Here is a 25,003-nt window from a genome sequence, read left to right on the forward strand (position 1 = left end):
CTTGTGATTAACTTGGCAGGCTATCTGATTTTTGGATAACTGGTCAGTGTATTTATATGGTTATGAATCAATGTGTTGAGCGTGGTGTGTCGCACAGAGTAGTGCGTTTTTTGCAATCGCTGTGCTTGCTGGTATTGGCGCATCGGATAAAAACTTAACTTTACACTTAATAGTTACCTTTATAATAGCTAATTAGGCTATGCTTTATCTTCAAACTAGCCGAATTTTCATCTACCTGCACAACAAAGTTAAACCATGAGTAACGAATATAACGCCGCCGCTATTGAAGTATTAACCGGACTGGAACCGGTGCGGAAACGTCCGGGTATGTATACCGATACCACTCGACCCAATCATTTGGTACAGGAAGTGGTGGACAATAGCGTCGACGAAGCGCTGGCTGGACACGCCACTAGTATCGAGGTGCAACTGTTTAAAGATGGTTCAATCCTGGTAAAAGACAATGGCCGTGGCATGCCTGTGGATATTCACCCAGAACAGGGCATACCAGGGGTAGAGGTGATTCTGACCCAATTACATGCCGGTGGTAAATTCTCCAATAGCAACTATCAGTTTTCGGGTGGATTGCATGGGGTTGGGGTGTCGGTAGTGAACGCCTTATCGGAACGCCTTGATATTGAAGTAAAACGCGGTGGTTGTGTGTACCAGATGAGTTTTGCCGGTGGCGATAAAACCAGTGATTTACAACAAACTGGCACCGTAGGCAAAAACAACACCGGCACCAGTGTGCATTTTTGGCCGGATAGCAAATATTTTGATTCTAACCGCGTATCGCTCAGCAAACTAAAACACGTATTACGTGCCAAAGCGGTATTGTGTCCCGGCCTTAAAATCAGTTTAAGTTCTGAACTACCCGAAGAACAATATGAATGGTGTTATCAGAACGGTTTGCAAGAATATTTACTGGACAGAGTAGGCGATGTGGAAATTTTTCCGCAGCAACCCTTTATGGCCGCAATGGCTGCCAGTACCGAAGCGGTGGAATGGGGCATCGTGTGGACAGCGGACAGCCTGCCAGAGTCTATTACAGAAAGTTATGTCAATTTAGTACCCACCGCGCAAGGTGGTACGCATGTTAACGGTTTGCGGGCTGGCTTAACCGAAGCCATGCGCGAGTTTTGTGAAATTCGTAATCTGCTGCCGCGCGGGGTAAAAATAGCACCCGAAGATGTATGGGAACATTGTCATTTTGTGTTGTCGGTTAAATTGCAAGATCCGCAGTTTTCTGGACAAACCAAGGAGCGCTTGAGTTCTCGCGAGTGTGTGACCTTTGTTTCAGGTATCGCCAAAGATAGTTTTAGTCTGTGGTTAAATCAGCATCCGCAAGAAGGCGAAAAAATTGCCGAAATTATTCTGGTTAGCGCGCAAAAACGTCTGAAAGCGGGCAAAAAGATTATTCGTAAACGCATTACCTCAGGCCCAGCCTTACCCGGCAAATTAGCGGATTGTTCTGCGCAAGATCTAACGCGTACCGAACTGTTTTTGGTGGAAGGCGATTCGGCGGGCGGCTCGGCCAAACAGGCCAGAGATCGTGAATTTCAGGCCATTATGCCGTTGCGCGGTAAAATTTTGAACACCTGGGAAGTGGATTCGTCCGATGTAATGGCCTCGCAGGAAGTACACGATATTGCGGTGGCCTTGGGCATAGAGCCAGACAGTCATGATTTACAGCATTTACGCTATGGCAAAATTTGTATTCTGGCGGATGCGGATTCGGATGGTAATCACATTGCCACGCTGATTTGTGCCTTATTTTATCGGCATTTTTTGGCGCTGGTAAAAGCCGGCCATGTGTTTGTCGCTATGCCGCCGTTGTATCGAATTGATGTGGGCAAGCGCGTGTTTTATGCATTGGACGAAGCCGAGCGTCTGGGTGTGTTATCACGTATCGAAGCCGAAAAACTCACCGGCAAAGTCAATATCCAGCGCTTTAAAGGCTTGGGCGAAATGAACCCCTCACAACTGCGCGAAACAACCATGAACCCCGATACGCGGCGATTGGTGCAATTAACTGTCAGCGAAAACGATGCCACTTTTGAGCAAATGGATTTGTTGCTGGCCAAAAAAAGGGCAGGGGATAGAAAAAGCTGGCTGGAAGATCGGGGTAATTTGGCAGTGCTTTAACAAGCGAGTCGCTATTTTTGCGAAAGCTTGTTTAGGGGCATCCCAGCCCCAACAAGCGGCAAAAACGGTTCTGTCGCAAATTTTTCAGGAACCAAAATCCAACTTTCCGCCGGACAGAGTTATCCTGCTAACGACATAAATTGCCGGTAAGCCGGAATTCCGATTTGCGACAACTGGCCCTTCCGGATCATATGCGCTGTATCAATGCCGGCTAAGGTCGCTTGGGCAGAATGAAATGCCTTGAACCCTAGTATCGGATTGGTCAGCTTTTTGATGAACCGATGATCCTGTTCCACTCGATTGTTCAGATATTTGACCTGCAGGATCTCGATGAGGTAGATCCAACCGACCAGGAATAACAAGATGTTCATGTTCAGCAAACCGGCTTCGTTTGAACCGCTCTTGTCGATGACTACACTATTCGGCAGGCCATTGTTATCGATCGCCTGTTTGAAAAAGCGTGTGGACGCCTCTTCCTGACAGCATAAAATCAATAGTATCGCCATACTTATCAATGGCCCGGTACAGGTATACCCATTGGCCTTTGACTTTAATATAGGTTTCGTCCATCCTCCTGGAATTGGAGGCCGTTCGTTTGCTTTTCTTCGCGGCCTCGGCAATCATCGGCGAATACCGGATCACCCAGCGATTGAGCGTTGAGTGATCAAAGTGGACACCGCGCTCTTCTAAAATTTCTTCAAGATCCCGATACGATACGCCATAACGAACATAAAAGTAAACGGCGTAAAGGATGGCATCTTTTGGATAATGGGCGCCACGGAAATTTATCATGCTTTCGGCCTACTCAAATTCATGGCATTATCGCAAAGAGCCGGCAAAATTTGCGACAAAGCCACATCGGGAAAAACTTTGCTAAACCTTAGGGGAGCATGCAAAAATTTGCTGGTTGTTATTTTTTCATTGCACCCAGTGCTACAATGATGTATATTTTTCTTATGAACGCCAATACTGAAACTTCATCAAGGATTTTTAAGACAGCTTGGTTCGCAAAGGCTGCAAAAAAAGCACTCATTACTAACGAAGAGCTTTGTTTAGCAATCCAGCAGGTCATGCTAGGCCAATCCGACGATTTAGGTGGAGGGGTGTTTAAAAAACGCCTAAACAATAATCGACACCGCTCCATCATTCTTGCTAAGGGTGGTCGGCACTGGGTTTATACCTATCTTTTTGCCAAGAAAGACCGAGACAACATTAGCAGTGATGAGCTAGCCGAGTTTAAGAAGTTGGCTGCCCTATATGGCCTACAGACCGATGTAGCGATTGATGCCGCGATAAAAAACGGCGATTTATTGGAGATTTGCAATGCCCAAAAAACCTCAATTTAAAAGCGATGCGTTTGAAGCCATCCATAGCGGGGCTAAAGGTCTATTTCAAGCCGGTGGTATTGATAAGACAACTATGCGCGAGTTTGACGAGTCTTGCCTTTCCATGCCTATGGAAATAGAGCCGCAACAGATAAAACTGATCCGTGAAAACAACCATGTCAGCCAGCCCATCTTTGCCCGTTACCTAAACACCAGCGAATCGACGATACAGAAATGGGAAACCGGCGCAAAGCGTCCCAGCGGTATGGCTCTAAAGCTCTTAGCTATTGTCCAGAAGCATGGCTTGCAAATACTTACATAGTTGGGGGTGTAAGCCGGAACCCCAGAAAATTTTGTCACACAGAATAAACCTATTTCCAGCCGCCGTCACATTCATCCCAATAACGGCCTGTTGATTCTTCTTGGAGTGACAGGTCGATTATTTCGCAATTGCGAAAATCAGCTATTTGATAAATCTCATCCAGAATTTCGTCGATTTGTTCTTTCAGATCAGCATCGTCGGCAAACTGCATCATAATCCGAGTTTCGGTATCATTCAGCTTCTGCCCTTTGTAATTGGGGTTGTGTCGCAAATTTTTCAGGAACCAAAAACCAACTTTCCGCCGGACAGAGTTATCCTGCTAACGACATAAATTGCTGGTAAGCCGGAATTCCGATTTGCGACAACTGGCCCTTCCGGATCATATGCGCCGTTTCAATGCCGGCTAAGGTCGCTTGGGCAGAATGAAATGCCTTGAACCCCAGCATCGGATTGGTCAGCTTTTTGATGAACCGATGATCCTGTTCCACTCGATTATTCAGATATTTGACCTGCATGCTCTCGATGAGGTAGATCCAACCGACCAGGAATAACAAGATGTTCATGTTCAGCAAACCGGCTTCGTGTCAGAATTCATGATTCGTGACAAAAAATTCACATTCGTGTCATGCGATTTCATAATTAATGACATTAGTCATCCCAAGGTCAGCAAGTTACACTGTGAGACCATGGAAGCAATACGATAGCTTGCGGTGGTTAAATAATCCCTGGAAGTGGAAATGCGCTAGTCGGGTGTACTTGGAATCCTGCAAAGCATCCCGAAAGCTCGTCGAGTCATCTGAGATCAAAGCGACAGGAACGTCCAGGGCTGCCGCAGGCATTAAACGTGACAGTTTAGGTTCGATTTCTAACCAAGGATGAGCGGAAACAAGTTCCGTAGGACGAATCCAGGCATAGTAGGTATTATGTCGGAGTCATTTTTGCCGGTTATTGGGGATAGGATGCCCCAAAATAAGCTTTCGCAAAAACAGTGACTCCCCTATTGTGTCGCATCTGATAATTTATTAAATGGCTAATCGATTGACCGATCAGGCAGATGTTTATTGACTGGTACCGACCCACAAGCGACATTCGTTTGAATATATAAATGACTGCTTATTGGTTGATTGCTGAGATTCTGTAGGATGGCTAGAGCGACAGCTAAACTCATCAGGAAAGCTATTAATAACAAAGCTATGTTAATATTTAATTGGCTATCAATAATGATAGTGTATAGCTATATTCATTTATGGGTTTCGGCTATCGCCTCTACCCATCTACGGGCAGAATCACCAACGCTACACTGAAGAAGTTGCCGCCGGTTTGCATGAAAAGAAAGTCGCAAAAACTTCTGGCTTGGCAGGCAAACGAAAACCAAAGCGATCGAAAAAAGCGGTCAAATGGAATTATTTTAATGATTATGAGTATTTCACTATGACAGCTCTATCTGCTGACCGCCCAAGCATAGACCCTGAAAATGATCTGTTCGGTCATGCTCCATTCGCTAAAAACCTTGCGCTAAGTATCAGTCGTTATCCAAGTAACGATGGTTTGGTACTTGCGCTTTATGGTCCATGGGGTTCAGGGAAATCGACTGTATTAAATTACATACAACATTATCTTGATCAACAAGATGAAGACAAAAGGCCTGTTGTTGTCACTTTTAATCCTTGGTGGTTTTCAGGCCAAGAAAACTTGGCTCGAGCATTTCTTGGGCAAATGCAGGCGATTCTGCCAAATAAAAGTGAGAAGTTTAAGAAACTTGGCGATCTTTTTAGTAATTTTTCCGAAAGTATTGGCGGCCTCATTGATCTGACTGGCACTACATTGGGAGCAGGCAGTTTGCTTGGCAAAATGTTTGCCAATATAAAGCGGAAAAACAAAGACGTCCCCGCCCTTAAGGCTGAAATTAACCAAATTCTATTAAAAGCTAATCAGCGCATACTAATTATTATTGATGATATTGATCGATTGACTCCAGAGGAAACTCGGCAACTGTTTACAGTAATAAAAGCTTTGGCGGATTTCCAAAATGTCGTTTATTTAATGGCCTTGGATCGAGAAGTTGCAGTTAAAGCAATCGAAGATCAAACCGGTATGCCAGGTGAACGTTATCTTGAAAAAATCATTCAAGTTCCTTTTGAAATACCTCCGGTGGATCGTACTGCTTTAATTGCGGCATTTACCAAGCAACTTGATAATGTAATTATTGGTACTCCTGATGGTTTGTTTGAACAAGCCTATTGGATAAATGTGCTTAACGATGGTATCGCTCCTTTTATTCAAGTACCTAGAGATATAGTGCGATTTATAAATACCATGGCAGTCACTTATCCCGCTGTAGTCGATGAAGTAAATCCGGTAGATTTTATTGCTATAGAAGCTTTACGGGTTTTTTTGCCAAGATTATATGACGTTATTCGATCTAATCCAGATCATTTTGCGGGCCATAAACCAGATAGACAATATGGCGGGAGTAGAGACAATACTACGCAGGAATTTCATGCGGCTTGGCAAAAAAATGTTCCTGAAAATTTGCAAGCCAGCACCAAGGCATTAATTAAGAGGATATTTCCAAAAACGGATGATATGAGTTATGGTGGAGAATGGATAGCAGTATGGCGTAAAAGTCAGCGTATTTGTGTTCCAGACTTATTCCCAATTTACTTCCGATTATCTATCGCCGATGGAGATATAAAAAGAAGCGAAATATTGGATATTCTAAATTCAGTTATAACGCCAAACTTATTTGGTGAAAAATTATGTGCTGCTAGTCTAATAATGCGGCCTGATGGACTATCAAAGGCCCGTGCAATACTTGAACGCTTGATGGATTATGTAGAACAAGATATTCTCGCTGAATATATTCCCATAATTATTAATGAACTTTTAAATATTGGTGACAAGTTAAGTTTGCCAAGTGATAACACCGGTGGATTTGATTTAAGTAATGAACAAAGGATTGGAAGAATCGTTTACCACCTGCTCAAGCGAGTGGAAATAACTCAGCGTTCAGAATATTTAAAAATTGGCTTTGATCAAGGCCAAGCAATAGGTACTCAAAGCTATCTGCTGGGAGTTTTTTGGGATGAGATAACTATGCAACTTGAAAGTAACAGAGCAATGTTGCTGGACTCAAATATTGTCGACGAACTTAAAACCATTTGGGTCGAAAAAATACGAAAGACCGATTCGGGTGAATTATTGAGTAACTCACAGTTTTCAAGAATATTGCTTTTATGGCAAAAGATTGGTTCTGCTGAGGAGGAGGTAAATGCCTGGTGTACGAATGTCGTTATCTCTGACGAGAAACTACTCATATTCCTATCGCATTTTTTAACTCAGTCAAGAGGGCAAACTTTTGGTGATTCGGCTGTAAATGTCCAGCCTAGACTAAATCCGAAATGGATAGAGGAATATCTTGAAATTGATGTAGTAGCGGAAAAACTGCAGAAACTTGAATCTGAGGGACAGGTTCCTGAATCAGCTACTGTTGTAGTTTCGCAGTTTCTTAAAGAATTTAAAATGCTTAAGAACGGCAAGAATCCAGATGGCATGTGGGCTTTTGATGATTGAATGTTGATTTATCAGGCGTGAAAACTTGTGCCAAAAATCTTAATTTCTGGCACAGATAGCAGTATATTGAACGTCAGCTATCAAGCTTCACCTGTCATTGGTCTGGAATACCTGGCCGTACGTAGATGGCCGATCAAGCGAGTCGCTATTTTTGCGAAAGCTTGTTTAGGGGCATCCCAGCCCCAACAAGCGGCAAAAACTACGCGACCATTTAATGCCTCCGGCGGCCCCGATTCGCCCTCGTCGCCTGCTCTTGCGCCTAAACGGCTTAAGAGCTAGGCTCCAAATGGCTTGACGGCGTTTCGCGATGCCTTGCAGGTTTTCTTCGCTTCGCTGCGATAACCCGCCCGGCGCTACGCCTATCGGGGACTAAAAATCTTCACTCGCTGTTTGGACAGGAAACTACGCGATAGCGAGTGTCGTCCAAATAGTCCCTGGAAGCGCACAGGTGCCGGGCGGGTTTTCATGGAAAACCTGCAAGGCCTCCCGATAGCGCGTAGAGTCATACGAGAGCAAGAAGTCCTACCTTCGAGCGACGTGGACGGTCAGGGCGTCGAAGACATTAAGCCGTGCCGGTGTAGACCGATTTTAGGCCAAGGACGGACTAAAATCTTTACGGTTGAATCCGGCACTCGCTTTTCGCTTGCGCTCCGTTTCCACGATTTTCAGCGTTTGAGCCTACAAATGACCATGATCGTACAAGTTTACACCGGTTCCAACTCTATTTTTACCTTTTTACCAAGCGCGGCGGCTGCGCTCACTAAGGTGGTCAAGGTTAAACTGGTATCTTCTTCATCCAACAATCGATTAAGTGAAGCTCTGCTGGTATGCATTTTTTTTGCCATCGCAGTCTTACTGAGTTTAAGCGTAGACATGCCTTCTGATATTTGCCAGGCAATGACACGCTTGGTCGCTACCGCTGTGACTTCGTCAAGAATAGCTTCCTCGCTTAGGAAATCATCGAAGTCACTGCCAATATGGGGATTCTCTTCGTGTTGACTGTTCATTGCTTACCTCGTAATGCTTTCAATCTTTGTTTGGCCAAATCGATTTCTGGCTTCGGTGTTTTTTGACTCTTCTTGACAAATCCATGCAGCAAAATCATCGTATGCTTGTCAATTACAAACAGAATGCGGGCGATTCGGTTATCAAGTTTAACTCTAACTTCCCATATGTCGCCTTCGAGATGATCGACTAAAGGCATACCAAGAGGCCAACCGAATTGAACTGTTTTAATATCTTCGCCAATCGTTTTTCTGTCTTGGGCAGATAATCCTTTCAACCATTCTCTAACGGGCTCGCTACCTGCTTCAGTTGCAAAAAATTTAACAGAAAGTATTGGATTCATTTATACAGCGTATCAAAAATGATACACTGTGACAAGAACTCTTTGACCTAAAAAAAGATCATTATATCGTACGCAGGCAGCAACTTTATTTTACACTTCCACATGGTTTGCGCCCGACCCAGTCCATAGCATGACAATAAAGTTCCTTAAACAACAGTTTGGAGTTTGTCATGAACCAAAAAAATCAATGCAATCAACACGCACCCTGGAACAAAGGCAAGTTGATTGGTCAGAAATTGCCACTAAAATTGAAGGAAATCTGGGCCATTCGCATACGTTTGCAAATGTCCCAAAATATCCGTGAACAGGCTCTCTTTAATCTTGCTATTGATAGCAAGCTACGGGGATGTGATTTGGTCAAACTTAAAGTTTGCGATGTTGCGCAAGGTGGTCGAGTGTCATCACGCGCAATGATAATGCAACAGAAAACGCATAGACCGGTTCAATTTGAGATAACTGAGCAAACCAGAGATTCGTTAGCAAATTGGATTAACCATGCTCAATTGAAGGCCGATGAGTTTCTTTTTCCAAGTCGAATTCACGATTCGCCACACCTCTCTACGCGGCAATATGCTCGAATTGTTGAACACTGGGTAATGTCAATTGGTCTTGATCCGGCAGCATATGGAACTCACACAATGCGCAGGACTAAAGCGACATTGATTTATCGCCGGACAAAAAACTTGCGAGCCGTTCAACTATTACTTGGTCATACCAAGCTTGAGAGCACTGTGAGATATCTCGGAATAGAGGTCGATGATGCGTTAGAAATTTCGGAACAGACAGAAATTTAATGTTTTAATTCATGGCGGCGGTTACAATCTATGTAACCGCCGCGCTTGCGAACGGGCAAAGATCGACCCACAAGCGACTGTCAAAGCGTCACAGTCAATGTCGGCTGCTATTCAATGAGCCGTCATTCAGAAGAATATGGCTTTAAAGTTTAAAATGAATCATTTGTTCTTTTAATGCCCATTTCACTAAACCAAATTTGATTATCGGATGATTTTATGAGCCGCTATTGTGCCGAACATGACTCAGGCCCTATTCTAGAGGCAGCTGAAATCTGGAAAGAAAGATGCCTGGTAAAACAGTTGTCGGTATTTACAGAAAGCCCAGTTTGGACAACTGAGCACATTGCCGAATTGGAACAATATTTTTCTAACAACCTGGATGAAGGAGAAGGCAATTTTTTTGAAAAAATGGAGAACCAGATACAAGAGACTAGCCCGAGCGCAAAACAACTAGCTGCAGAGATGTTATGGATCATATTTCTCTGTCCAAGCAATATCGGCCCAGAAAAGAAACGTGAGGGGGTTCAGCGTATTTGGAATTGGTCAGATTCAGTCATTCCAGACCACCATCCATTGTTATCTGATGCCACGTTTAGAGGTATTGGTAGCGCCGGTACCAGCTTCAATATCAATCGCTGGCGTGAGCTCATCTTCTTTATCAATGTCATGAAGGCATTTTTAGCATTGCCTCAAGATAAAAGGTACTCCTTGTTAAAGCATGCCGATGATTTTGGCGTTTGGATAGCTTCTATTCCAGAAGCCGAAAAACGGCAATTACGCCATATGCTTCTGTTTTTATTGTTTCCTGACTCGTTTGAGCGAATCTTTGGTGGTAGTGACCGAGAGGCAATCGTTGTAGCATTTAGCGGATTGCCGAAGAACACAGCACATAAACTCAGTGCGTACGTACTTGATCAAAAACTTTCCGAAATTCGTCAGCAGCAAGTGGCGGAATATCGCACTGAAGAACTAGATTTTTATCACACACCACTGATTGAACAGTGGAAAGAATCTGAACAAAAAAGCTATTTGTTCAGTTGGAATCCAGAAAAATTGACCTGGGACAGTTTTGCCGCGGACCGTTTCAAAACTCAATCTGGTGAGTCAGTCATTATGAGTTGGCGTTGTGCTAATACTCAGATCAAATTGGGAGATAGAGCTTATTTATTACGCACGGGTATCGAGCCAAAAGGTATCATCGCCGCCGGCAATATCGTCAAAGAGCCTTACCAGGATCTTCATTTCGACGAAGCTAAAGCAGCCAAGGGCGAGGAAGTTTTTTATGTAGATATCGAATTCACCCAAATCGTCGATCCGACAATTGATCCCTTCATCGCTCTAAATGAATTGAATCAAATTACGTTGGACAATCAACAATGGAATCCACAATCTTCCGGCATTGAAATTAAGAAACGATCTGCCGGTAAAGTGGAGCAGTTATGGCAAGACATTCGACATAAAGCGGTTGAGAGATTACCTGTAGAGCCTACGAAAACCAGCAAACCGATCAACTTAATTTTGTACGGTCCGCCAGGGACTGGCAAGACCTATACGCTTAATACCGAATACGTCAAAAAGTACCAACAGAAGCCAGAAGCGATTTCAGACGATGAATGGATGGAATCGATCATTGGCGAGTTAAGTTGGTGGGAAGTCGTGTTTGCTGCGTTGTATGAGATAGGCGGCAACAAAGCTAAGGTCAATGCAATCGCCACGCATCCTTATGTACTTGCTAAAGCGAAAATATTAGGTCGAAGTAAGTACATTAGTAATCAGATATGGGCTAGTTTGCAGTCGCATACCAGTGAGAACTCGGTTACCGTCCAATACGCAAAGCGCACTGCACCCTTTGTTTTCGATAAGACAGAGGATGCACAATGGACTTTAGTTGGTGAGTGGCAGGAGGAAGGTGCAGAAATCATCCAGGCGGTTGAAAGAATCAAAAAAGGGGCTGGAGCGGCAGATAAACCCATCAATCGCTATGAATTTATCACCTTTCATCAAGCGTTTGCTTATGAGGATTTTGTCGAAGGCATTCGTCCACAAGAAACTGATCAGGGCAGTGGAGATATTATTTATAAGGTTCAGCCAGGCGTATTTCGTCGCATCTGTGAGTTAGCGAAAAATGATCCAGAGCATCGTTATGCGATTTTCATCGATGAAATCAATCGAGGTAATATCGCCAAAATATTAGGCGAATTAATTACACTGATAGAAGTGGACAAACGAGCGGAATACTCGAGGGATGGCGTCTTACAGTCCGGCATGGAGTTGACTTTGCCTTACTCTGGCGACAAATTCGGTGTGCCCAAGAATTTGGATATCATTGCAACGATGAATACCGCCGACCGTTCCATTGCGTTACTGGATACTGCACTGCGACGGCGTTTTACTTTTAGAGAGTTGATGCCTCAGTCTGGCGTGATTTCCGGTACGAACAGCGATGGAAGCATTCCGGATGGGCAAGGCGGTGCGATCAACCTGCGGGCATTGTTAGACACGATGAATAAGCGAATCCGCTTTTTGCTACATCGGGACCAAACTATTGGCCATGCTTATTTTACTTCGGTCAGGGACTTCAACACACTGAAACAGGTGTTCTTGAATCAAATTATTCCGCTATTGCAGGAATACTTTTACGAAGACTGGCACAGGATTCAACTCGTTTTACGCGATGTCGGCCCCAATCGCAGTCCGGTTGAACCTCAAATCATCGGACATAAAACGGTTAATGATACCGATGTATTAGGCTTTGACCACGACGATTACGAAGATAGCATTGAATACTGGGTCGTCGATGAAGATGAACTCGTACCCGATGCGATCCGCAAAATCTACGAACTGAGCTAATGGCTGTTATTCAGGTTGTAGAACATGAACGGTTAATGATAGCCGATCGACCTGATCCTTTGGTGAAGTCGATTTCACCATACCAAGCCGAAGCCTTAGAGCGGATTCAACACACCTTACCTGCCAAGGCATTAGAATGGGGGCGTGACTCGGTTAAATTTGCTCAGTTCTGTGGTTCGATCGCGATAGGTCAGGATTGTATCGAGATATTGCCGAAAATCTATCGCAGGGAAGCTAACTATGGCATTTGTCGAGATATTCTGATCAAGATGCTGTATGCAGCCAAATGGCTACAACCGCACAAATGCGGATCAGGGGCTATCAATTTGCAGAAGCATCGCTTACTTGATGTCTTCGTTCTGCAGTTTTGTGATGAGTTATTTCTGCAGTTGCGCCAAGGAATGATTAAGCGTTATGTTCGCCGTAGCGATAACTTGCCAGTGTTACGAGGCAAACTGCTGATTGACCAGCAATTAAAAATCAATATCGCCCATAAGGAGCGAGTTTATTGTGAGTATCATGAGTTAGTCAGTGATAATCAGCCTAACCGAATCATCAAATATGTGCTGAAGGTATTGCTCAAATCGGCACATGCTGGCAGTGTCCGGAAAAGATTAACAGAATTACTGTACAGCTTTGAAGCCGTTCAAAACCGGATATTTGTAAAGGCCGATGTTGAAAAGCTAGTGTTAGATCGCTCATCTAACCGGTTTGCCAATATCTTCGAGCAATGTAAATGGTTCTTATCCGGCCTAAGTCCGGATGTTTTCGCCGGTGATAATCGAAGCTTGGTTCTGCTGTTCGATATGAATCGGTTGTTTGAGGAATTTATTGCCCGTAAATTGAAAACAAAAGCATGGCAACATGGCTATAAGCTGAGGACACAAGGGCCAACGAAACATTTGGTGCTAAATGAAAAGAGTGATGAGAAAGCTTTCTTACTGAAGCCGGATATTACCTTGCTCGATGAGCAAAGCGAGGTCAGAGCGGTTCTGGATACGAAATGGAAGCTACTTGATGCAGTAGATAACAAGAAGAATATCTCGCAGAGTGATCTATATCAGATGATTAGTTATGCAGTTCGTTATCAGTGCAGCGATTTGCACTTGCTTTATCCTGCACATGAAAGATTCAGTGAAACAGATAAACAAAGCTTTTCAGTACCTAATACAACGTTGCGCATCACTGTACATGCAATCGACTTAGTTAAGCTGACGCAGTCAGATGACACTGAGTGTTGGAAAGCAATTTTTACTAGCGTTAATAGGACTAGCGTGAGCATTTGAACAGAAGCTTCCAGTTTCGACAAAATCCTGCTACGCCAAATTTACTCTAAAGCGGCCGCTGACAATGATTCATTTCGAACAGGCTGGCCATCAGGATACGACCCACAAGAGACGTTCGCCCTTCGATGGCATTAAGGGCAGCTATCAGGGGTATTGCTGACGCTGGTTTCCACACCACGAAAGAGTACTGATCGGCCTCAGCAGTTATTCGGCCTGACCAAAGTCTACCATTCGCCGATGGCGGCTTTCTTTAGATTCTAAAGACGTACAGCGGCTAAGACTCAAAGAGATGAAAGCCAGATGAACCAAATTACGAGCGAGGAGACTTTCTTGTCAGAAGAGAGCAAAAAACTAAATCCGAAGAAACTCCAATCCCTTGCACCTTTCCTCCGGATAGACAAAATCCGTCCAGGTGATGTCTTACTGACTCGCGGCCGAGCCGCTCGGTCGACATTCATCGCAAAAGCTACCAGAGGAGAGTTTTCCCATGCCGCGATTTTTCTTCCACTGGAATACGCGCTACAGCCGACACTTGTGGAAGCGGATGGGTTGGGTGTCGGTTTTACAAACCTGCCCTTGTTGTTTCTTTCAAGCACGGAGTTCGGAAACTTCTCTGTGTACTCAATTCCAGATGCTCCCAAGGCCTACAAGCTGCTTCGGCATCCCGCAATCGAGAGCAAGACTCCCAAGCAACTCCTTAAAGCTGCGTCAGACTTGCAAGAGAAGGTGCTCTTTCGCCGCTACTCTATTCTCTCACGACTGATCAAGCCGGTAGATCTTTCAGACCGGATCGAGGAGATCTCAGAACAAGTGGTCAAGCTCATGGAAAGCCGGAAAGGGGTATCGAGCCATACAGGAGTATTTTGCTCAGAGCTGGTAGCGATGTACTTCGACGCTCTGGGCATCACGCTATTCAAGAAGCCGAGGAGCGCTGAGAGCGTGTCACCTAACCACCTCGACGAAAACTCAAGCCTGCTGAAAGAAGTTCCGGAGGCATTCATTGACCTATCGCAATTGGAGCATATTGAAGGCGAGTTGAGCGATTTTTGCTACCCAGAGCGAAAGGAATTATTACCCGCAATCGTAAAGCAACGGCAAGGGACTGAAGACATTATCGGAAAACTGAAGGAATTTGAAGCGTTGGTCCAGTCGAGATTATCTGAGCAATCGATCGCAAGCCAGGAGATGGGCCAACAGATTTACGATCAAATTGTCCAGTCCGCTACACAGGCAGGTGACTGGGGTCAATACGAGCTAGTCAACAAGTACCTAACATTCGCCAATGAAGTCTATCTGTGGAATCACCTGGAGAAGCAAACTTACGCCCGCGATCAGCAATTCTCTAAACCTGATGTGTCTTTTGAAGAGCGTGCAGACTGGACCCAAGCCTGCCTCAAGCTTACCGAAATAACGTTGTCGCTTCGCTCAAAGACTCAACGGGCTTACTTACGTACCAGCTTGCTTTTCTCCCTGAAGGTAATTCGCCATCAAATTAGAGATAAGACAACGTCTTGGCACGCGCGATTGTCACTTAAGCGCAAAAGGCGTGCTATGTTAATGGACTACCGCTCACATCATGCTACCTATGCTGCTAGAGATCTATTGGTAAGTAAGCTTCAGAAAACAGAGCCTTTGTCACCTATGATACTTGCCCACATTGAAGAAGTGATTCGGGACGCGAAGCTTGCCGCGATGATGGAATCCGGCATTGACCCCGACTGTATTCCCGAAAACCGCCATTCGGGGGAATGAAGTAAGCGCCAAACATGACTGGCAGCTTTGGTCAACTTACATGCAGCCAAGAAGTTCGCCAGTGGCCGCTAATGCGCAGAGATCTGCCGTTCGACAGTGCTGGTTTTGCGGGATGCCAATGACTTTTGATGGCCGGTACTTGCCCGTCAACTGGTAACTAACCGTTAGCGATTGAAACTTGTCGAGCGCGCGCACCCAATCTTTAAGTGTGTACAAGTGAGTGCTAAAGTAAATGCAATTACGCAGTTTTATGACATAAATTGTGAAATTTAATGCTTTTTTTGTCAAAAATAATGAAATTTTGATGCTAATTTTTGTTTCATAATTAATGGCAACCTATTGAAATTAAATAATATCTTTTTGACACTAATTATGAATTCCGACACTTCGTTTGAACCGCTCTTGTCGATGACTACACGATTTGGCAGGCCATTGATATCAATCGCCTGTTTGAAAAAGCGTGTGGACGCCTCTTCATCCCCGCGTTCTGACAGCATAAAATCAATAGTATCGCCATACTTATCAATGGCCCGGTACAGGTATACCCATTGGCCTTTGACTTTAATATAAGTTTCGTCCATCCTCCAGGAATCGGCGGCCATTCGTTTGCTTTTCTTCGCGGCCTCGGCAATCATCGGCGAATACCGGATCACCCAGCGGTTGAGCGTTGAGTGATCAACGTGGACACCGCGCTCTTCTAAAATTTCTTCAAGATCTCGATACGATACGCCATAACGAACATAAAAGTAAACGGCGTAAAGGATGGCATCTTTTGGATAATGGGCGCAACGGAAATTGATCATGCTTTCGGCCTACTCAAATTCCGGGCATTATCGCAAAGAGCCAGCAAAATTTGCGACAAAACCAATTTCATTTGCCCCTAAAAACTAATTCATTATGTTAGGCAATTACTCTCTTGCAACGTGATCAGGTGTAGTTTTTGTCAGGGCTGTTCGTTAGGTTAACTCGGTAAGGTGTGCCTAATAGGATGCCGCCGTCAGGCGCATCTTTCGAGTTCTATATTATTAGCCAAACTTATAATAATTTCGATAACAACAGCTTAATTTTATCAAAATTTGATTTCAACTGAATAGAGTTCGCAAAAAGTCCGGTGCATCTATTTAAGGATTAATTTTTTTCCATTGAATCATAAAATTTGCATGTATTGTTTTTTGTTCACACAAAAGTATTAGGATCAGGCTGAATAATTTGATCAGCCCCTAAAACTTTTTCAATAGAGATGGCCGTTCTGGAAGCGGGTATGCCTATCCGAATCTTGCGTTATGGGTAAATGCCTAAACTGACAGCGTCTAATGTCGCCAGATATACAATCCAGCGCACAAGCTGACACCCACCGCGTACAACATCCAGGTTTCAGATACTGCATACGGATAAAACATCAAGGCTACACCTAGCCATTTGGGCACAGGTAATTCCAGCCTTTTACCATAGCGATAAGCCGCATAGCCAATTAAACTGAACAACAGCATGGCAAATAGGGCTGCGGGTGTTGGTAGCGTAACGCCTAAAGACTCTAAAGCTTTAAGTTCTTCCATGCTTATAAATCCCCGAATAACTTATTGTGTATGTTAGTTTATGGTGAGTTTTTACGTGTGTTAGGCAAACACTCAACAGCTTATAGAGTTTATATGCTAGCTTAATCCTGAGCAAAACACACGTTGCAGCGCTTATTTTTATTGAATAACAAATAGTTTTCTTACAAATACCTTTCCGATTACCTTTCATTCTGGCTATGTTTATTAACAACACATTACAAATGTTAATGTGTGTGTTGTTTAATTTTTAAGCATACAACTGTAAATCGTCTTAGTAAGAACGTGTAATAAAAAATAAATACATAAAAACAATTACATAAAAAATAAATACTGCGTATTTTATGCTGTATTTATTGTATGTTTTGCCTTAAATAATGACATCTAGGTTACGGTGCTTGACATAAAACCGTTATATATTAGTCACGATATCGACATAATGGCTTGTTAGTATTCCGCTTGTGAAAAGCCTAACCTGTTGTGAAACAGGGGCGGAAAGCTGCGGATCTGTACACAAAGAAAAGATAGCCGAGCTGCCACATTAAACATTGTCAATTTTAAAATTTGGCAGCTGCGACCACATTTTTGAAGCCGTATGGAGCGATCTTGTTCATGAGTACAAAAACAACAAAATATAATGCAGTTTTACACCGTGCCATTCAGACAAGCTTAGCGGGTAGCTTGTTACTAGCCTGTATGCCTGCTGTATCATATGCGCTGGGTGTAAGCCTTACACCAGACACATTGGTATTAACTAGCAGTAAATATACGGGCACTGCAAGCGCTATTCCTGCATTATTACCTAGCACTAATGCCACTACTAAAATAGCCGCAGTAACTACCAGCAGCGCTTATCCTAGTGTGTTTTTAAATGCGGGTGCTGATGCCAGTTTTGGTATTACTTCACCCATCTATTTAAGCCTGGTTAACAGTACCAATGGTTATGTACAAAAAACCATCGATTTAACAGCACTGGCTGCATCAAAAAGTTTAGATTTCGTTACCAGCTTCCCTTCTAAATCAGAACTGTCTGTTAATTTGTCTTCTGATGGCGTATCTGCGCTGACCCTGGTTGGTTACAGCACCACTAGTGGTTTACTTGACGTTTCTAACAGTAATACCCCAGGTTTGATCGATACCACTAACCCAACCTACGGTTTTAGTGCGCCTACCTATCGTAACATCATGCAATTAAATAATGATGGCACTTGGTTCCTGACTAATACCAACGGCTATAGCGGCAATAACGGCCGTACTGCCATTTTAGACAGTACCAACAATCAGTATTACATGGCAGGTAACGCGGGTAATGCCGGTAAACCTGCACCAGCGGCTTCTGTACTTGCTCAGTTAAGCAGCAACACCGGTGTACAAACTATTGCTGCGGGTAGTACTAGTCCAAATACCTCTGTTATCGGTAACCTGACTGCCGATGGGCAACATGGTTTTACTGTCAATTCAATCAACCCGTTAACTGGCTTGGTTTACGGACCCTCTGACAAAGTGGGTAAAGACGACAACTTCCGTGGTGCTACTGTTTACAAAGGCACTATGTATGTCAGCAAAGGTAGCGGCGGTAACGGCATTAACACCGTTTATCAAGTTGGTAATGTCGGTGACTTTGGCGCTGGCAACTTGAGCGGTACTAGCCCAATTACTGTTCTGCCTGGCTTCCCTGCTGATTTAGCCAGCGTGGCACCAACGCATTATCCTTTCGGTATGTGGTTTGCTAACCCAACCACTTTATATGTGGCTGATGAAGGCGGTACTAAATTTCCTTATGCTGCTACTGGCAACGAAGGTATAGAAAAATGGGTACTTAACACCACAACTGGTGTTTGGAGCAACGTTTATACCCTGCAAAACGGTTTAGGTTTGGGCGTTCCATATACAGTAACAGGTACTGCTCTGGACGGTTCAACAGGTAGCTATACCACCACAACCGGTGGTGTGCGTCATATAGTGGGTTCTTTACATGCTGATGGTACTGTCAATCTGTATGCAACCACATCAACTGTTAGCGATGCGACTATCTACGGCGACCAAGGTGCCGATCCAAACAGATTGGTATCTATTAAAGATGTAGTGAACGCTACCGCTTTGCCTACAACTGAAAAATTCACAGTATTGAAAACAGCTGCCTACGGTGAAGTATTTCGCGGTGTCAATATTATGCCTGCAACGCATGCTTTTGTATTGCCTAAATAAACATTGGTTTGCCTTTATGCAATCGATACTTTAAACAATTATTATTTGAGATTTAAACATGTTTACAAAGCACAAAATTATGGCAGCGCTGCTGGCCGGATTGGTTACTACCTCTGTTAATGCCGATGTTTTATATAGCAATGGTTCATTAGATGGCACTACCAATGCATTGACACTGGGCGGTGGCTTAACAGTTGCTGATTCTTTCAACCTATCATCAAATTCAGTTATTACAGCCATTAACTTTGATACTTGGGATGCTTTTTCTCAAGATGTGACCAATGTAGACTGGGCAATTACCAGCTCTGCTGATGGTTCAGGTACTGTGTATGCTTCTGGTAGCCAATCAACAGTTACTGCTAGTGATATCAGCACCAATGCACAAGGTTATGTTCTGGATCTGAATGCATTCCAAGTGTCTTCATTGGCTTTGGCTTCTGGTACATACTGGTTGCAATTGACGAATGCCACCACCGCAAGCGGTCAATATGCATCATGGGATATTAACAGTGCCAGTGCAAACGCGGGTTCATCATTGTCATGGACTAATCAAACAGGTGCATTCAGTGCAACAAACCCTTGCTCGGGCGATCTGGCTATTAGTTCTGTACAATGCTCTAGCCCTTTCCAAGTAGTAGGTTCAGCTGTATCAGCAGTTCCACTACCTTCTGCTGTAATTCCTTTTGTAACAGGCTTAATGGGTATGGGTTTTGCGGGTTATCGTAGATTGAAAGCTCAAGCTTAAGTTTTACTAAAATGGGGCAGTAGTCTTGGTTACTGTCTGCTGTTTTAAAACCACCCGATCGGGTGGTTTTTTTTTGGGTGACACGTCTGTTAATTAGATATAAACGCAACATTAATTGGGGTGAAAAACCACTGCCATTTATTTAAGATAATTGATAAATGGCAGTGTGATGTGCTTCGATCCCCTACGATTGTCGGGTTATTTTGATTTTGCCCAGCCGTCTGTCAGTGTATTTAGAAACACTATCACATCTTGTATTTCAGCTGCGTTAAGAGACGGTTTGTCTTTGGGGCCTTTGTCGAAAGGGGCCTCGTGGTTAATGTTCTTATGATATTGTGCGGGTAGATCGTCGTATTTCTGTACTTTTCCGTGCGCATCACGTGCATACCATTTCTCTGGATGCGATTCGCGTTGTACATAAAACTCCAACACTTGTTTTAAGTTATGAAAAACACCGTTATGAAAAAATGTTTTGCGTAAAGCCACATTGCGTAAAGACGGGGTACGAAACAAGCCGCAATATTCAGGCCTATCAGTTAAATCACGTCGATACGGGCCGCATAAGCCAAGATCATGGAAGTTAGGGTCATCATTGGCAGTTAAGTGTAGATTACGCGGTACCCCTAATGCGATGTAACCAAAATCAGAAAAACTTGGCAAGGCATGCGATGTGCCAACAGCGCTTTGATGACAGGCGGCACAATTGCCTTTTTTGGGATCGTTAAAGAGAACCAAGCCGTGCTGTTCGCGCTTATTTAATTTAGTTTGTCCGCGCAAAAAAGCATCGTATTTACTGGAGTAGGGATAAAATTCGGCAGGATTTTGTTGAAACACTTCAAGTGCTTGGCAAGCTGCGGCAAAAGCGGCTTGTGGATTTTTAAATATATCCGCGCCAAATGTCTGCCTAAACTGTTCAGTATATTTACCCTTCTGTAATGAAGCAACCACTTGTTCGGGGCTTTCATTCGCCATTTCTGCCGCGCCCAGCAAAGGCAAACGTGCTTGTTCTTGTACCGTTGCGGCACGCCCGTCCCAGGTACGTCCGCCGGTGGGGCCAGCATTAACACTGTCATCAAAATCCTCGTCGAAAAACTGTTCGGAGAAAAAAGGGATATTTTGCAGATAACGTAACGATGGCACCGCACGAGGACCTTGCTGCTTGCGCTGACGACCACCCAGTTCTACCGGACGTGCATTACTAGGACCGTATGCATGGCTGGGGTCGTGACAAGTGGCGCAAGATATGTTGTGGGCTGCGGACAGGGTAGGATCAAAAAACAGCTTGCGTCCTAAGGCTTCCATGGCCGCGGCTGATGGATGGGGGGGCACGCTAATGGCGGGTGTATTGGAACTGGCTTCGTTAACTGGATTTAAATCTTCGTTGCTGGCGTAACTGTTGGTTAGGCTACCCAGCACCATCAAACTACCCAGCACAGCAATCATGCGGATAAAAAGCCAAGAAATTGCACCTGTTACTGTGTTGATGGTCATGCTTTTACCTTTCTATCATTAATTTCTGTAATCAGGTGTGGCCTTGCTTTTACTGTGTAAATCATAATGTTATATGGTTCTTCGTGTTGGTATAGTCTGTCGACAGAGCTGCCTAGCCTTGCTGAACACAGCCTATTGTCATTATTTAGCTTAAAACGATACAGCAGTGTTTTATATCAATTAAAGCTAAGGATAATAGGTTGTGCAGAACTAGCTGAAGCGCATTTGTCGGGATTGATGCGCTTACTTGTAACGGCACATTCTATATTAGCTTAAGTTTGAGCTGAATAGTTTTGAATTTTAAATATTCCCATGTATTTGTGTCAGTGCGATGAAAAACAGCAAAACAACTACCCCTGCGCACTATGCGCAAAATTGTCATCAAATGCTTACAAAGTTGACACGATAATTTCATATTTGTGACGTAGATTTGAAAGTTGGCAAAGTGATTGTGTAGCACGTGCGAAATTTAACTATTAAAAGTAGAAAGGGGAGTAAAAATGTTTGATGCAAAACAGAGTGCAATGATTGCTGCGTTAATGTCGTCCGTTTCGGTCGCCAGCGCTGTAACCACTTCGACATCAGGTGTCGTTGCTGGCGGCGGTTATTACCAAAACGCGACGGTGTGTCTAGACGCTAATAATAATGCCCGCTGTGATGCAGGCGAAACCCAAACAACTACCGATGCTGGTGGCAGCTTTACTTTGTCCGGCAGTGGCTTACCAGTTGTAGCGCAAATCGTTCCAGGTCAAAGCCTTTTTAACTCCACTCCTGTATCACAAGCACTTAATTTTCGTGCGCCAGCAGCGACAGGCGGCTTTGTGGTGAGTGCCATTACCACTGAATTACAAGCATTAATAGATGCAAACGGCGGTGATTACAACGGTGCGTTAACAGAATTGGCTACTCGCGTGGGTGTAAGCGATGCACAACTTCTGGAAGACTATACAGCAGAAACCAATGCCAGCGTGCTGTCTGCACTGAGCAACGAAACCAGCCTGATCAATATCCGTATCGGTGATGCTCTCAGCGATGCCGGAAAAGCAGGTAATCTGGTGACAGCCTTACGCAACCGTTTGGCGCTAGATACTATTAAAAATATCGTGGTTATCTACGCAGAAAATCGTAGCTTCGATAACTTATACGGCAATTTTCCAGGCGCTAACGGTCTGAAAACTGCCAAAGCTAAAGCCATTAAACAAGTAGATCGTGATGGCACTACCGTATTAACCACATTACCACCTGCTTGGGGTGGGTTAACTGCTGCGGGTCAAAGCACTGTTGTCACTCAAGCGCAAACTACAGGTGTATGGCCAAATGCACCTTTTCAAATTGATGCGCCTGCACAGAGTAACGGTAACAACATTTACGGCTATACTCCAGTGGGTCAAAATGTAGTCACCCGCGATCTTTATCACCGATTCTTTGAAAACATCATGCAAATTGATGGTGGCAAAAACGATATGTATGTGGCTTGGGCAGATGCCGGTGGTTTGGTTATGGGCAACTTTGACGGCAGCAAAATGCAGCTGTGGAATCTGGCTCACCAATATACCTTGGCTGATAATTTCTTTCAGGGTGCCTACGGCGGTTCGTTCCTGAATCACCAATACTTGGTTTGCGGCTGTGCGCCCAGCGTACCAGCGGCTACAGTAACAGCCAATAATATGTCGATGAATACCTTGACCACACCTGTTAATGGTATCCCACAACTGGCGGCCAATACTTCACAGACAGCATCGGCTATGAATGGGGCGGCCTCTTTAAAATCGGGCAATATTGCGCCACTTGATTATTTTGGTGCTGGCGATGGCTACCGCGCTGTTAATACCATGCAACCACCGTATCAACCCAGCGCCAATGCACCGGCTGCGACAGATACCACTCGGTTATATGCCAATCCTACAGCAGCAACCACCTTACCACCACAAACCCAAACTCATATTGGAGATTTGTTGAGCGCCAAAAATGTAGGCTGGGCTTGGTATAGCGGTGCATGGAATACCGTTTTAAGCCAGGCTACTTCTGCTGGGCATACCATCACCAGTACCGCTACAGTGCCTGCTGTACCTAACTTCCAGTTTCATCATCAACCGTTCAACTATTTTGCCGAGTTTGATCCAGTCACTAACCCTACTGGTCGTGCCGCGCATTTAAAAGATCGTAGTGACCTGATTACTCAGGCGCAAACGGGTACTTTACCTGCTGTGGCTTTCTACAAACCACAAGGCAACCTTAACCAACATCCTGGTTATACCGATGTAACAGGTGGTGATAACGAAATTGCTACCGTTATCAGCACTTTGCAGGCCAGTCCGCAATGGTCTAACATGCTGGTAGTGGTTACTTATGATGAGTTCGGTGGTCAATTCGATCACGCCGTTCCACCAAAAGGCGACTTATTAGGTCCTGGCACACGTATTCCTGCGCTGATTATTTCACCGTATGCTAAAAAAGGTTTCGTTGATCACACTCAGTATGATACTGCCTCTATCTTGCGTTTTATCACTCACCGTTATTCGTTGACACCACTTAATGGTCTGAACGTGCGTGACAATGCATTGATTGCCAACGGTAGTACACGTATGGGTTATTTAGGCGGTGCGCTTAATTTCAATCAATAACAGTCTGTATTAAACCTAGCGTTGCCGAGGAACAGCGTCATAAGCTGTCCTCGGCAGCGTTAAAACACCTTGACATTATTAACTGATATATACCTTACATAGGATAGATGCGTCACCCGTTGCTTGGCCCATTCTACAGCCCCGTAACGGTATATATCATTTGCAAACACTCTAATTTAAGGATTTTTAGTATGCGTACTTCATTACCTAAAATAGCTACACTGTTAGTAGCGCTGGCACTGGTAAACACTCAGGCTGTTGCTGATACTATTTTAAGCACTGCCGACTACAATGTTAACGAACCCGGTGATTATGTTATTGATAGCAGTAATTATCTGGCTACCAGCTTCACGCTGACGCAAGCAGAACAAATTACGTCTATTGGTGGTCACTTTACCCAGTTCGGCGATGGCAACAATATCTTTGCTGAAATTACTTCTGTCACTGCCCAAGGCCTACCTACAAGTACTGTGCTTGCGCAAGTCAACTTTGCACCCAATACCGATGGCACGGATAGCTCTACAGCCTTTTCTGTACTATTAGGACCGGGAACTTACGACATTATTTTTGGTGGCAATACGACAACGGCACCCGGCAGCAGCGGTTTGGCCAGCGGTCAAGACATTACAGGCAATGCCACCTTCTATCAATCGACCGATAGCGGTGTAACTTGGTCCACTTTGGCAGCAAACGATTTGCGCGTGGTGGTACAAGGCACTGCGGTCAGTGCTGTGCCACTACCTTCTAGCCTGCCATTATTGCTGTCTGGTTTGGGTTTGTTGGGTTTCTCAATGAAAAAACGCACTGCTAAATAGTTCTGTTTCTGTTTGATTGTATACTCATCCCGCTACGGCGGGATTTTTTTTGCCTGGCGCAAACTAGCCTATCCTCAACTCGAAGCGGTATTGATTGCCATGATCAATTCACGAGAGTTACCGCACAGTTTCTTAATCGTAATGCTGTCACTCACGCTACTCTACCTGGATA

At 44.3% G+C, this 25,003-nt stretch carries 18 protein-coding genes, 3 pseudogenes and 1 riboswitch; of the genes and pseudogenes, 13 read left to right on the forward strand and 8 right to left on the reverse strand.

Annotated elements, in window-relative coordinates; all coding sequences use genetic code 11:
• The first annotated feature begins 255 nt into the window (after nt 1–255).
• Nucleotides 256–2,145: a DNA topoisomerase IV subunit B gene (gene parE / locus ABH008_RS11155; RefSeq protein WP_347989928.1), complete on the forward strand. Its 1,890-nt coding sequence runs from the start codon at nt 256–258 to the stop codon at nt 2,143–2,145.
• Between the two features lie 119 nt (nt 2,146–2,264).
• On the opposite strand, the pseudogene ABH008_RS11160 reads toward parE, so the two are convergent.
• A pseudogene (locus tag ABH008_RS11160) lies at nt 2,265–2,937 on the reverse strand (IS6 family transposase).
• 98 nt (nt 2,938–3,035) lie between these two features.
• Between ABH008_RS11160 and ABH008_RS11165 the strand changes: the two are divergent.
• Both ABH008_RS11165 and ABH008_RS11170 read left to right on the forward strand, forming a co-directional pair.
• Nucleotides 3,036–3,491 carry a type II toxin-antitoxin system RelE/ParE family toxin gene (locus ABH008_RS11165; protein WP_347989929.1) on the forward strand — a complete coding sequence of 152 codons (456 nt, stop codon included), beginning with the start codon at nt 3,036–3,038 and terminating at the stop codon, nt 3,489–3,491.
• Nucleotides 3,469–3,792: a DNA-binding transcriptional regulator gene (locus ABH008_RS11170; protein ID WP_347989930.1), complete on the forward strand. Its 324-nt coding sequence runs from the start codon at nt 3,469–3,471 to the stop codon at nt 3,790–3,792. Before ABH008_RS11165 ends, ABH008_RS11170 begins: the two co-directional genes overlap by 23 nt.
• Before the next feature lie 49 nt (nt 3,793–3,841).
• On the opposite strand, the gene ABH008_RS11175 is transcribed toward ABH008_RS11170, so the two are convergent.
• Nucleotides 3,842–4,006, reverse strand: a complete 165-nt coding sequence (locus ABH008_RS11175) for a hypothetical protein (RefSeq protein ID WP_347989931.1) — start codon at nt 4,004–4,006, stop codon at nt 3,842–3,844.
• Nucleotides 4,007–4,103: 97 nt separating this feature from the next.
• Nucleotides 4,104–4,322: pseudogene (locus tag ABH008_RS11180) on the reverse strand (DDE-type integrase/transposase/recombinase); the annotation flags it as partial.
• Between the two features lie 790 nt (nt 4,323–5,112).
• On the opposite strand from ABH008_RS11180, the gene ABH008_RS11185 reads away from it, so the two are divergent.
• Both ABH008_RS11185 and ABH008_RS11190 read left to right on the forward strand, forming a co-directional pair.
• Nucleotides 5,113–7,365 carry a P-loop NTPase fold protein gene (locus ABH008_RS11185; RefSeq protein ID WP_347989932.1) on the forward strand — a complete coding sequence of 751 codons (2,253 nt, stop codon included), beginning with the start codon at nt 5,113–5,115 and terminating at the stop codon, nt 7,363–7,365.
• Nucleotides 7,366–7,392: 27 nt separating this feature from the next.
• Nucleotides 7,393–7,644: a hypothetical protein gene (locus ABH008_RS11190; protein ID WP_347989933.1), complete on the forward strand. Its 252-nt coding sequence runs from the start codon at nt 7,393–7,395 to the stop codon at nt 7,642–7,644.
• Between the two features lie 425 nt (nt 7,645–8,069).
• Here ABH008_RS11190 and ABH008_RS11195 read toward each other — a convergent pair whose 3' ends face one another.
• Together ABH008_RS11195 and ABH008_RS11200 are read right to left on the reverse strand one after the other, a co-directional pair.
• Nucleotides 8,070–8,372 carry an XRE family transcriptional regulator gene (locus ABH008_RS11195; protein ID WP_347989934.1) on the reverse strand — a complete coding sequence of 101 codons (303 nt, stop codon included), beginning with the start codon at nt 8,370–8,372 and terminating at the stop codon, nt 8,070–8,072.
• Nucleotides 8,369–8,713: a type II toxin-antitoxin system RelE/ParE family toxin gene (locus ABH008_RS11200; RefSeq protein WP_347989935.1), complete on the reverse strand. Its 345-nt coding sequence runs from the start codon at nt 8,711–8,713 to the stop codon at nt 8,369–8,371. Before ABH008_RS11200 ends, ABH008_RS11195 begins: the two co-directional genes overlap by 4 nt.
• A gap of 170 nt (nt 8,714–8,883) precedes the next feature.
• Between ABH008_RS11200 and ABH008_RS11205 the strand changes: the two genes are divergently transcribed.
• From ABH008_RS11205 to ABH008_RS11220, 4 genes are all read left to right on the forward strand, one after another.
• Nucleotides 8,884–9,507: a tyrosine-type recombinase/integrase gene (locus tag ABH008_RS11205; RefSeq protein ID WP_347989936.1), complete on the forward strand. Its 624-nt coding sequence runs from the start codon at nt 8,884–8,886 to the stop codon at nt 9,505–9,507.
• A gap of 216 nt (nt 9,508–9,723) precedes the next feature.
• Nucleotides 9,724–12,357 carry an AAA family ATPase gene (locus tag ABH008_RS11210; RefSeq protein ID WP_347989937.1) on the forward strand — a complete coding sequence of 878 codons (2,634 nt, stop codon included), beginning with the start codon at nt 9,724–9,726 and terminating at the stop codon, nt 12,355–12,357.
• Nucleotides 12,357–13,643, forward strand: a complete 1,287-nt coding sequence (locus ABH008_RS11215; RefSeq protein WP_347989938.1) for a hypothetical protein — start codon at nt 12,357–12,359, stop codon at nt 13,641–13,643. Before ABH008_RS11210 ends, ABH008_RS11215 begins: the two co-directional genes overlap by 1 nt.
• Before the next feature lie 330 nt (nt 13,644–13,973).
• Nucleotides 13,974–15,395 carry a hypothetical protein gene (locus ABH008_RS11220; protein ID WP_347989939.1) on the forward strand — a complete coding sequence of 474 codons (1,422 nt, stop codon included), beginning with the start codon at nt 13,974–13,976 and terminating at the stop codon, nt 15,393–15,395.
• A 389-nt stretch (nt 15,396–15,784) separates the two neighbouring features.
• Here the strand turns inward: ABH008_RS11220 and ABH008_RS11225 are convergent.
• Nucleotides 15,785–16,198, reverse strand: a pseudogene (locus ABH008_RS11225) (IS6 family transposase); the annotation flags it as partial.
• 507 nt (nt 16,199–16,705) lie between these two features.
• Nucleotides 16,706–16,951 carry a hypothetical protein gene (locus ABH008_RS11230; RefSeq protein WP_347989940.1) on the reverse strand — a complete coding sequence of 82 codons (246 nt, stop codon included), beginning with the start codon at nt 16,949–16,951 and terminating at the stop codon, nt 16,706–16,708.
• 455 nt (nt 16,952–17,406) lie between these two features.
• A riboswitch (cyclic di-GMP riboswitch) is annotated at nt 17,407–17,489 on the forward strand.
• 71 nt (nt 17,490–17,560) lie between these two features.
• Between ABH008_RS11230 and ABH008_RS11235 the strand changes: the two genes are divergently transcribed.
• Together ABH008_RS11235 and ABH008_RS11240 are read left to right on the forward strand one after the other, a co-directional pair.
• Nucleotides 17,561–19,156 (forward strand): hypothetical protein, encoded by a 1,596-nt coding sequence (locus tag ABH008_RS11235; RefSeq protein WP_347989941.1) that lies wholly within the window; start codon nt 17,561–17,563, stop codon nt 19,154–19,156.
• Between the two features lie 58 nt (nt 19,157–19,214).
• Nucleotides 19,215–19,901 carry a hypothetical protein gene (locus ABH008_RS11240; RefSeq protein ID WP_347989942.1) on the forward strand — a complete coding sequence of 229 codons (687 nt, stop codon included), beginning with the start codon at nt 19,215–19,217 and terminating at the stop codon, nt 19,899–19,901.
• Nucleotides 19,902–20,099: 198 nt separating this feature from the next.
• Here the strand turns inward: ABH008_RS11240 and ABH008_RS11245 are convergent, their stop codons facing one another.
• On the reverse strand, nt 20,100–21,392 hold the full coding sequence (locus ABH008_RS11245; RefSeq protein WP_347985709.1) for a cytochrome c peroxidase: 1,293 nt from the start codon (nt 21,390–21,392) through the stop codon (nt 20,100–20,102).
• 500 nt (nt 21,393–21,892) lie between these two features.
• Here ABH008_RS11245 and acpA point away from each other — a divergent pair, with 500 nt between their 5' ends.
• Together acpA and ABH008_RS11255 are read left to right on the forward strand one after the other, a co-directional pair.
• On the forward strand, nt 21,893–24,016 hold the full coding sequence (gene acpA / locus ABH008_RS11250; RefSeq protein ID WP_347985710.1) for an acid phosphatase: 2,124 nt from the start codon (nt 21,893–21,895) through the stop codon (nt 24,014–24,016).
• Nucleotides 24,017–24,207: 191 nt separating this feature from the next.
• Nucleotides 24,208–24,831, forward strand: coding sequence for a PEP-CTERM sorting domain-containing protein (locus tag ABH008_RS11255; RefSeq protein WP_347985711.1), 624 nt, complete (start codon nt 24,208–24,210; stop codon nt 24,829–24,831).
• Nucleotides 24,832–25,003 lie beyond the last annotated feature (172 nt).

Origin of the sequence: Methylomonas sp. AM2-LC, from assembly GCF_039904985.1 — a bacterium.
Classification (GTDB): domain Bacteria; phylum Pseudomonadota; class Gammaproteobacteria; order Methylococcales; family Methylomonadaceae; genus Methylomonas.

Excerpts from the sequence above, each read along its gene's own strand:
- ABH008_RS11215 (WP_347989938.1), top strand. The coding sequence starts at position 12,357 with ATGGCTGTTATTCAGGTTGTAGAACATGAACGGTTAATGATAGCCGAT.
- ABH008_RS11255 (WP_347985711.1), top strand. The coding sequence starts at position 24,208 with ATGCGTACTTCATTACCTAAAATAGCTACACTGTTAGTAGCGCTGGCA.
- ABH008_RS11165 (WP_347989929.1), top strand. The coding sequence starts at position 3,036 with ATGCAAAAATTTGCTGGTTGTTATTTTTTCATTGCACCCAGTGCTACA.
- ABH008_RS11195 (WP_347989934.1), bottom strand. The coding sequence starts at position 8,372 with ATGAACAGTCAACACGAAGAGAATCCCCATATTGGCAGTGACTTCGAT.
- acpA (WP_347985710.1), top strand. The coding sequence starts at position 21,893 with ATGTTTGATGCAAAACAGAGTGCAATGATTGCTGCGTTAATGTCGTCC.
- ABH008_RS11245 (WP_347985709.1), bottom strand. The coding sequence starts at position 21,392 with ATGACCATCAACACAGTAACAGGTGCAATTTCTTGGCTTTTTATCCGC.
- ABH008_RS11210 (WP_347989937.1), top strand. The coding sequence starts at position 9,724 with ATGAGCCGCTATTGTGCCGAACATGACTCAGGCCCTATTCTAGAGGCA.
- ABH008_RS11230 (WP_347989940.1), bottom strand. The coding sequence starts at position 16,951 with ATGGAAGAACTTAAAGCTTTAGAGTCTTTAGGCGTTACGCTACCAACA.
- ABH008_RS11175 (WP_347989931.1), bottom strand. The coding sequence starts at position 4,006 with ATGATGCAGTTTGCCGACGATGCTGATCTGAAAGAACAAATCGACGAA.
- ABH008_RS11170 (WP_347989930.1), top strand. The coding sequence starts at position 3,469 with ATGCCCAAAAAACCTCAATTTAAAAGCGATGCGTTTGAAGCCATCCAT.
- parE (WP_347989928.1), top strand. The coding sequence starts at position 256 with ATGAGTAACGAATATAACGCCGCCGCTATTGAAGTATTAACCGGACTG.
- ABH008_RS11240 (WP_347989942.1), top strand. The coding sequence starts at position 19,215 with ATGTTTACAAAGCACAAAATTATGGCAGCGCTGCTGGCCGGATTGGTT.
- ABH008_RS11205 (WP_347989936.1), top strand. The coding sequence starts at position 8,884 with ATGAACCAAAAAAATCAATGCAATCAACACGCACCCTGGAACAAAGGC.
- ABH008_RS11200 (WP_347989935.1), bottom strand. The coding sequence starts at position 8,713 with ATGAATCCAATACTTTCTGTTAAATTTTTTGCAACTGAAGCAGGTAGC.
- ABH008_RS11235 (WP_347989941.1), top strand. The coding sequence starts at position 17,561 with ATGAGTACAAAAACAACAAAATATAATGCAGTTTTACACCGTGCCATT.